Genomic DNA, 8,458 nt, shown 5'->3' with positions numbered 1-8,458 from the left:
CCACGCCCCCCCCCCCCCCCCCCCCGCCCCCCACCCCCCCGCCCCCCCCCCCCGCCCCCCCCCCCCCCCCCCCCCCCCCCCCCCCCCCACGGCCGTATCCGCACCCGTTCCGTCCCGGCCGGTCAGGCGGTGGGGGTGAACACCACCGGCACCTCCCTGGGGCCGCGGGTGAACACGCCCTGCTCGACGATCTCGGCGCCGTCTGCGGGCCGCATGTCCGGCATGGCGTCCAGCAGCTGGTTGACGCCGGTCTCGACCTCGGCCTTGGCCAGCAGCGCCCCCACGCAGAAGTGCCGGCCCAGGGCGAAGGCCAGGTGGTCGGCGGCGGCCGAGAACGCGGTGGTGGACGTCAGGTCGTCGCGGAAGATGTCGAAGGAGTCGGGCTCCTTGTAGTGGTCCGGGTCGCGGTTGGCGGCGCCGATCAGACAGGTGACGGTCGCCCCGGCCGGGATCGTGCCGCCGCCGACCTCCACGTCCCGCGCGGTCTGCCGCATGATCATGTGGACGGGCGGGGTGTAGCGCAGGGTCTCGGCGAACGCCCGGTCTATCAGGGAGCGGTCCTCCCGCACGGCGGCGAACTGCTCGGGGTGGGCCAGCAGATTGGCGAAGAGAGCGGCGATCGCCTTGTCGGTGGTCTCCCCGCCGGCGGCCAGCAGCAGACTGCAGAACGCCTTGATGTCCTCGTCGCTCATCCGCACGCCGTCCACCTCGGCGGCGCACAGCGTGGACAGCAGGTCGTCGCCCAGGTTCTCGCGGCGCTGCCGGATGATGGGGATCATGTACTCGGCGAACTCCACCCGGGTGCGCTCACCGTCCGCGGTCACCTCCGGGTCGCCGGAGAGGTTGCCCAGGAAGGCGATCACCGAGGTGTACCAGCGGTGGAACCTGGGGTGGTCGGCCTTGTCCAGGCCCAGCATGTCGGCGATGACGTTGACGGGGAAGCGGGTGGCGTAGGCGTCCACCAGGTCCACCCTGCCGGTGTGGCGGAAGGTGTCGATGAGTTCGCGCGAGTTGCGCTCGATGACCGGCAGGAACTTGTCCCGCAGGTCGCTGCCGCGGAAGGCGGGGGCCACCAGGGCCCGGCGCACCGCGTGCTCGCGTCCGCTGAGCTGGAGGATCGTCTTCCCGTGCACCGGCTCGATCTGCCACTCGTAGTTGTCGGTGCTGAACGACGCTCCGTCCTTGAACGCCCGCTCCACGTCCTCGTAGCGGGAGACGATATAGCTGCGGGTGGCTTCGTGCCAGATCAGCGGCGCGCTCTCGCGCATCACGCGGTAAGCGCTGTAGGGGTCGGCGGCGAACTCGGGCGAGAGTATGTCGGGGAACTGCTGCGTGCTGGACAAGGCGAGCTCCATCGAAGACGTGACGGGCAGACAGGCTCAGGGTATTGATCATCCGGCGAGCGGAACAGCCTTGCCAAAGCACACGCTCATCACATATGCAGCGTCAGAATCCTTGTCTGACCGGTGATTTCAAGCCATCCACCGCCGTATGCGGCCGTTGCTTCCCCGAACATCCGCCGGCCGGAGGCCTCTGACACGGGGGCGGCCCGGCGTATCGCGGAGGCCGCGACTCCTCCCTGTGGGCCGCCGTCCGGCGACGGCTGTCAGCTCGTCTCCGCCTCCCCCCTGTCTCCACGACTGCCTCCATCCCTGTCTCCGTGCCGGTCCCCGTCGGCGCGGCCTTGCGGGCCGGCTCGCGTTCGTCGGCGAGCGCGGGAGGCAGAGGAGCCGGCTTCGCCGTCTCCCGGGACGGGGCCCCGGGTGGGACCACGCTCTTCGACCGCCGGATCCTCCGGCGCGCCAAAGGCCGCTGCCTGGTCAACTCTTTCCGCAGAGAGTACGTGTTCGGTCGATTCCGGCTGAGAAGAACGAAAACAGGCCACATCCCGTCCCGTCTGTTCATCAGTGCCCGGCTCGGCGGCAGCATGGTCAGGCTTGAACGGCGTGTGGCGCCGCGGAACGGGAAAACCGGGGAGGGCTGTTGAACCACGTGTGGCTGCCGACCACTTTCCTCGGCCGACTGCTGAACACGACTCGGGAAGAAATCCTGAGCCAGGGCACTCCGATGACCTATCCGCCGAATCGCGTCCTGCTCCAGCAGGGCGATGAGAGCCGGCACGTCCTGCTGATCACAAGTGGTGTCGTGAAAGTCGTCGCCAGCTCGGAGAGCGGCTATGACATGCTGCTCGCCGTGCGCGTGGAGGGCGACCTGGTCGGAGAGATGGCGGCTTTCGAGGAGCGCCCCAGGTCCGGCACGGTGGTCGCGTGTGGCAAGGTGACCGCGCGGATCATCCAGGTGCGGACGCTGGAGACATTCCTCTCCCGTCATCCGGACGCCATGCGGGCTGTCCTCCACATGCTGTGCGCCCGGCTGCGCTGGGCCAATCGCCGCCGGATCGACTTCCAGGCCTACGACGCACTGACCCGCCTGGCCCGGGTCCTGGCCGAGTTGTGCCAGGCATACGCCCAGCCCGCGCCGGAGGGTGACGGCAGGCGGTGCGACCTTGGGGTGACGCTGACCCAGAAGGAACTCGCATCCCTGGCCGGTCTGAAGCTCAACACGGCGGAGAAGAAACTCGCCGCGCTGACGGCTCAGGGACTGGTGGAACGCAGCTACCGGAAAATAACAATCTGTGACGTTCCGAAGCTGCTCGAATTCGCCAAAGTCCTTGCCGACAACCCGTACTGATACGGAATCATCTTGCGCGTCCTCTCCTAACCTCTCGGACAGCACTTCGTGGGCAGTTTCTGCCCACCGCCTGTCCAGAGAGGAAATGACCGGGTGGATACGTGGTCCGACTTCCATCCCTGCGTCTGCATAGCCGTGGACGCGCAGGCCTACGGAAGCAACAACGACCGTAGGCAGTCCGAAATCCAGCAAGACCTGCCGCGGCTTCTCGACCGTGCCGCCAGGGGCGCCGGTCTCGACCGCGCGCAGTGGGTGATCCAGCGCAAGGGCGACGAGCAACTGGCCGTGCGGCCCGTCGATGGCAGGGAACCCCGCCTGGTCGACGACTACGTCCGCCATCTCGTCGCAGGGCTGCGCGAGTACAACGCCCAGCGAGTCTCCCAATCCCGCCTGCGGTTGCGGGCCGTCATCCACCAGGGGCCGGTGGAACTGGCCGACAACGGTTTCGCCGGCACGGCCGTGGTGGCCACGGCACGCCTGCTGAGCGCACGCCCGCTCTACGACGCCCTGGCCACGCGCCCCGGGGCCGATCTGGTGCTGCTGCTGTCCGACGACGTCTTCCGGTCCACGGTGGCGGGCGGCCACACGGTTCTGACACCGGAGAACTTCACTCGCGTCACCGTCCGGGTGAAGGAGTACAAGGCCGTGGCCTGGCTGCACGTACCCGTGCTCGACGCACCGGCCACCGCACCACAGGGGCCCGGGTCCGCGGAGGCGGTGCGCAGGAAACCCGCGGCGGTCCGGTCCGGAGCGGCCGAGGCGGGCGGAACCGGAGGGACGGGGACCGGCGGCGAGTACCGCGCCGACAACCTCAGCGTCACCAACATCGCCGGCTCCGTGGACGCACGGGGCGCCGTCTTCGGCTTCGGGAGTGCCGGTGGCTGACGGACCGCAACCGGACAGTGGGCCGACCATACCGCCTGTGCCCGCCCCCGACCAGGAGACCGCGCCGCCCGCGCCGCCCGCATCGGACGGTGCCGGGGACGCGCCGGAAGCCGAAAAAGGCGCCTTCGGCCCGGACTCCGGCCCCGACACGGCCGCTGAGCGGCGCCGGGAGCCGGACGAACGCGATGAGGACGAACGGGGATACAACGATCTGCGCCGTGTCCACCAGCTCGTCAGCAACAACTTCTACGGCACCGTCGACGCCGCGGGCGCGGCCTTCGGCTTCGGCGCCGCCTCGTCCCCCGGTCTCGCCCCCGGCGTCATCGAGCCCGAGGAGGTGGACCGCGCCCTGCGGTTCTACGTCCCGCCGCAACCCTGCTTCGAAGAGGCGCTCGGCAGACTGCGCGAGAACGCGCTCGTCGTGCTTACCGGCCAGGAGGGCTGCGGCCGGGGCGCGGGCTCCCTCGCTCTCCTCAGGGAGGTCCTCGGCGAGGAGGCCAGGCTGCGCAGCCTGTCTCCCGCCAACGCGCTCGCCGGGCTGGCCGTGTCGCAGGACCTCAGGCCGGGGCAGGGATGCGTCATCCTCGACTATGTCGGCGAGCTGAACGCCGAGGCCATGCAGACGTACGAGATCGGACGGCTGAGCGGAGAACTGCGCCGCAAGGGCTCGTACCTGGTGATCACAGCGGGCGGCGCGACCCGCCGGCGGCTGGCGCTGCGGGACCACTGCGTGGCATGGCGGGCCCCGGACCCTGTGGCGCTGTTCGAGCGGTGCAGACGACTGCTGCCCGGTACCGTCCTGGCGCCGGACACCGAACAGGAGCTGCGGGAACGGGTCGGCGAGCGGCAGCGGCCCGCGGATGTCGTCGCCGCGGCCGTGGCCCTGTCCCGGGACGGTACGGAAGGCGCGCTGGACACCTTGCGGGACCGGTGCCGGGAGCTGGTCCGGGAGTTGTTCCGCAAGCAGCCGCCCGCGGAGGACCTGATCCCGCTCGCGGCCCTGGCCTTCCTGGAGGGCATCCCCGAGCGGACGTTCGAGAAGGAGTGTGCCGCGCTCACCACCCATGTCCGCGCCTGGGAGCACAGCGGCGGGACGCCGGCCGCGGAGCCGGACGACGAGGCCGGCACGGTGCCGCGTGGTGCGGTGACCCAGCAGTCCCGGGCCCGGTGGAGGGACCGGGCGGCGGGATTGGTGAGGATTGAGCACCGGTCCGGCCCGGGACGGAACACCGGGCGGAGCGAGCGGTGTCTGATCTTCACCGAGCCCCGTGCCCGTGAGTTCGTCATCGCGGAACTGCACGACCTGTACGGCTATGAACTCTGGTACCCGCTGCGTCGGTGGCTGGCCGAGCTGGCCCTGCTGGGTGACCTGGACACCCGTACGGAGGCGGCCCGCGGTGTCGCGCTCCTGGCCCGGCACGCGCTCGTCGAGGTCGACGAGAACCTGCTGAGGGTCTGGTCCGAAGGGCCCGCCAACCAGCGGGTGACCGCCGCGCTGACGCTGCAGTTCATGTGCGATGTCGACCATCTCGCGCCGCAGGCGCTGAGCACCGCACTGAGCTGGACGGACAGCAGCGGGCCGGGCCGTGCCGTAACGGCGGCCATGGCGCTGACAGGACGCCTGGGCTCCCTCTACCGTATGGAGGCGCTCGGCCGACTGTGGTTCCTGACGCAGCGCGGGGAGCGGATCGCGTTCTCGGCCCGTCGCTCGCTGGTCCTGTTGCTGCAGACCGCCGAACAGGAACCGGAACGTGCACGGCTCATCCTCCGGTACGCGCGGACGATGATCGCCGAGGCGGCGCCGGGGTCCCGGGAGCTGTCGGTCGCGCTGCGGAACGCCGTTCAGCTCCTCGGGGCCGATCGGCTGGACGCTTCCGGACCCCTCACCGCGGCACTGCTGCGCACCGTCCCGGACAGCCCCCGCCACCTGGGGTCCCTGTGGGCGGACGTCCTACACAGCGGCAACCGGAGCCGGGCGGTCGGCGCGCTGTGCCGAACACTGGTGCAGCTACGGGACGACCCGTCCGTGACCGATGCCGTACGCGGGCTCGGCGAAGCCATGCGGAGCGCTATGGGCGAGCGCCGGTGGGCCGCGCTCCGACGCCATCTGCCCATCGCCCTGAAGCACCCCGACTACGCGATACCCGGCGCCCGCCGACTGGCGCAGGTGCTTATCGGGTCACTGCGCGGTGGATCGACGGCGGACTCCCGGCGCCCCACCGTGCCCCTCCCACCCACCCCCGCTCTCACTTCCGTCCGAGGAGGCCGAAGCAAGTGAACTACCCGGTCATCGCCGAGCACATCCTGGCCACGGTCCAAGGCGCCTGGTGGTCCCGGCGCCGTTGCCGCGACGACGTGCCGCAGCTGCCGCCCGGCGCGGTCTACGTCTTCAGGGTCGGCGGAAACTACCGCACGTTCCCCGAGGGCATGGTGTTCGATCCGTCCCACCCCGACGTACTCGACGCCTCCTCGGTCAGCCTGATCGACACCCGGGCGCGCCTGGTCGAGGTGGAGCGCACACTCCCGTCGGTGAGCGAGGCGGACAACTTCACGGTGCGTGCGTCCTTCACCTGTCAGGTGACCGATCCGACCGTTGTCGCCCGGCAGGGCGTCATCGACGTCACCGTTTCGCTGCGTGCCTACCTGATGGGCGACACCGACCTGCCGGGGGTGAGTGCCGGGCACCGCGTGGAGGAGGTGAACGCGGTACGGACCGAGGTCGGTCACCGCATGACCGCCTACAGTGCGATCGTGCCGCCGCGGGTCGCGGGCATGAGCGTGGAGTTCGTCAGCGCGGAGGTGCACGCGTCGGACGATCTGCGGGACTGGGAGCAGAAGCTGCGCGAGGAGCGGAGGTCCAGGGAACTCCAGCGCGAGAAAGGCGACTTCGAGACCCAGGAAGCACTGCGGATCGTGGAACTGCTCTCCCAGGGGTCAGTTCACGTGGACGCCTTCGGCATCGCCCGTAAGGAGATCGACGTCACCGAGGCGGCAGCCCGCATCCACCGGACAGCCGAGGAGGAATCGGCCCGCCGCCACGAGGCCGAGACCTCGGACCGGGCCCACGCACAGGCGCGTGAGACCGCGGAGACGCAGGTGCGCCGCGACATGCTGCTGACGCTGTTGCGCCAGATGGGCGGCAGCGAGTACGTCGACTACCACGAGATCCTGGGACAGATCCTGAGGGAGACGGGCGGCAACGCCGCGCCCGGCGTCGAGGCCGCAGCCGGTGCCACCCGCATGGTCGAACCAGGGCCGGCGTACCCCGGCCGCACGGCCGCGGACCGGAACGGCTCGCGCGATCCGCAGACCGGTTTCGTCAAGGACGAGGACGGTCTCGTTGACTGACCTCCTGACGAGTCATGTGACGGTCCCCGGCACGCCGGACGGCCAGGATCCCGGCGAGGACGCCGCCGCGAACGCAGCGGATGGCCGGGCCGGCGCCCGCACAGCGGAGGACGTGCCCGGCACCCGCGCCACCGGTACCGGTACCGGAGCCCCCGCCCACACCACCCGACGCCCCCGCGGCCCCGGCGGTTTCGACGCCGCACGGCGGCTGCGCGTCCTGACCGGCGTCGACGAGGAACTGCTGGACAGGGTCAGGTGCGAGCGGAACAAGTACACGGCCCTCGGCGGAGTGGTGCTCGGCACCTCGGTCATCGCGGCATTCTCCATGTGGAACTTCGCGACCGAGGCGCTGGGCAGGGTCTCCTTGACAGCCATCGCCCCGACGGTCATCTGGATGCTGTTCGTGCTCAACCTCGACCGCTGGCTGGTCACTCCCCAGCCGAACGCGCGGCGACGAGTCGGGCCACTCCTCACACGCCTGCTGATCGCCCTGATGCTCGGCGCGGTGATCGCCGAACCCCTGGTGCTGCGCATCTTCCAGACGGCCATCGAGGAACACGTCGCCGACGAACGCACGGACGCCGTCGACCGGTTGCGCACGAACCTGATCCGCTGCAACCCCGTGCCGTCCACGACGCGGACTGTCATCCCGAAGGGGTGCGAGGGGACCTACGTCCTCTCCTTCGGCAAGACGCCCGGGGAGCGGGCCGAGGAACTGGCGGCTCTGCGCTCCGACGCCGAAGCCCTGCGGGAGCGGGTGGACCGGGACACCGGCAGGCTGGAGGACATCGACTCCGAAGTCCGGGACGAGTGCCGCCGGCTGGTCCGCATAGCCGCCACCGGCCTGTACCAGCGGACATCCGAGTGCCTGCGCCTGCGCGAGAAGGCACAGGACTACCGCACGACCCATCGCACCGACGAGAACGAGAAGCGACTGGCCCGCATGAACAGCCGCATCTCGGAGATGGAGGCCAGACAGACCAAGTCACGCGGCGACTTCCTCAAGGCCCGGGACGACGGCATCGAGCGGCGGCTGGAAGAGGAGCGCGCCAAACAGAAGGAGATCGGCGTCCTGGAGCGGATGCGGGCGCTCGACCGGCTCGCGGCCGGGAACCCGGTGCTGTTCGTGGGCATCTGGCTGGTCCGCCTCCTGTTCGTCCTCCTCGACGTACTCCCTGTGCTGGTGAAGTACCTGAGCGGCGAGTCCGCGTACGACCGGATGCTCACCAGCGCCAGCAACAGCGCGGTCAAGATCCACGACGAGGAGGTCCGGCTCGCCGAGCGCCGGGCCGTGGCGAACCTCGAGATGGCCCAGGACACCATCGAGCAGGAGGTCCGGCGCCACCGGGCCGAGTCGGAGGCCGCGTTCCGCGAACACACGGCAGCGATGAACATCCGGACCCGGCAGGCGGTGAGCGCGTTGGAGGAGGAGATCCGCCGCTCGTCGGCGGTCTGACGCGCCCGCCTCCAACGGGGGCACAGCACCACGGCCGCCCCGCACGCCGGGGCGGCCGTCCGACACCGACGGAACGGA

General features: G+C 70.5%; 6 protein-coding genes. 5 read left to right on the top strand and 1 reads right to left on the bottom strand.

Annotation, left to right across the window (positions count from 1 at the left end; genetic code table 11):
- Nucleotides 1-122: 122 nt before the first annotated feature.
- A complete protein-coding gene (locus AC2CJA_RS00625; RefSeq protein ID WP_484600630.1) occupies nucleotides 123-1,343 on the bottom strand; it encodes a cytochrome P450 in 1,221 nt (406 codons plus the stop codon).
- Nucleotides 1,344-1,992: 649 nt separating this feature from the next.
- On the opposite strand from AC2CJA_RS00625, the gene AC2CJA_RS00620 reads away from it, so the two are divergent.
- The 5 genes from AC2CJA_RS00620 to AC2CJA_RS00600 all read left to right on the top strand — a co-directional run bounded on the left by AC2CJA_RS00620 (nucleotide 1,993) and on the right by AC2CJA_RS00600 (nucleotide 8,380).
- The gene (locus AC2CJA_RS00620; protein ID WP_484600639.1) at nucleotides 1,993-2,691 is read left to right on the top strand and encodes a Crp/Fnr family transcriptional regulator; all 699 of its coding nucleotides are present in this window, start codon (nucleotides 1,993-1,995) and stop codon (nucleotides 2,689-2,691) included.
- A gap of 93 nt (nucleotides 2,692-2,784) precedes the next feature.
- Complete coding sequence (locus AC2CJA_RS00615; RefSeq protein WP_484600629.1) at nucleotides 2,785-3,576, top strand: hypothetical protein; 792 nt, start codon at nucleotides 2,785-2,787, stop codon at nucleotides 3,574-3,576.
- Between the two features lie 37 nt (nucleotides 3,577-3,613).
- The gene (locus AC2CJA_RS00610) at nucleotides 3,614-5,854 is read left to right on the top strand and encodes a hypothetical protein (protein ID WP_484600628.1); all 2,241 of its coding nucleotides are present in this window, start codon (nucleotides 3,614-3,616) and stop codon (nucleotides 5,852-5,854) included.
- Nucleotides 5,851-6,924: an SPFH domain-containing protein gene (locus AC2CJA_RS00605; protein WP_484600627.1), complete on the top strand. Its 1,074-nt coding sequence runs from the start codon at nucleotides 5,851-5,853 to the stop codon at nucleotides 6,922-6,924. Before AC2CJA_RS00610 ends, AC2CJA_RS00605 begins: the two co-directional genes overlap by 4 nt.
- On the top strand, nucleotides 6,917-8,380 hold the full coding sequence (locus tag AC2CJA_RS00600; protein WP_484600626.1) for a DUF4407 domain-containing protein: 1,464 nt from the start codon (nucleotides 6,917-6,919) through the stop codon (nucleotides 8,378-8,380). The genes AC2CJA_RS00605 and AC2CJA_RS00600 overlap by 8 nt, the downstream gene beginning before the upstream one ends.
- Nucleotides 8,381-8,458: the final 78 nt, after the last annotated feature.

This window comes from Streptomyces sp. ATLC9 (assembly GCF_057196705.1).
Note: the sequence above shows the minus strand (reverse complement) of the source record. Positions and strands in the feature narration are given on the sequence as shown.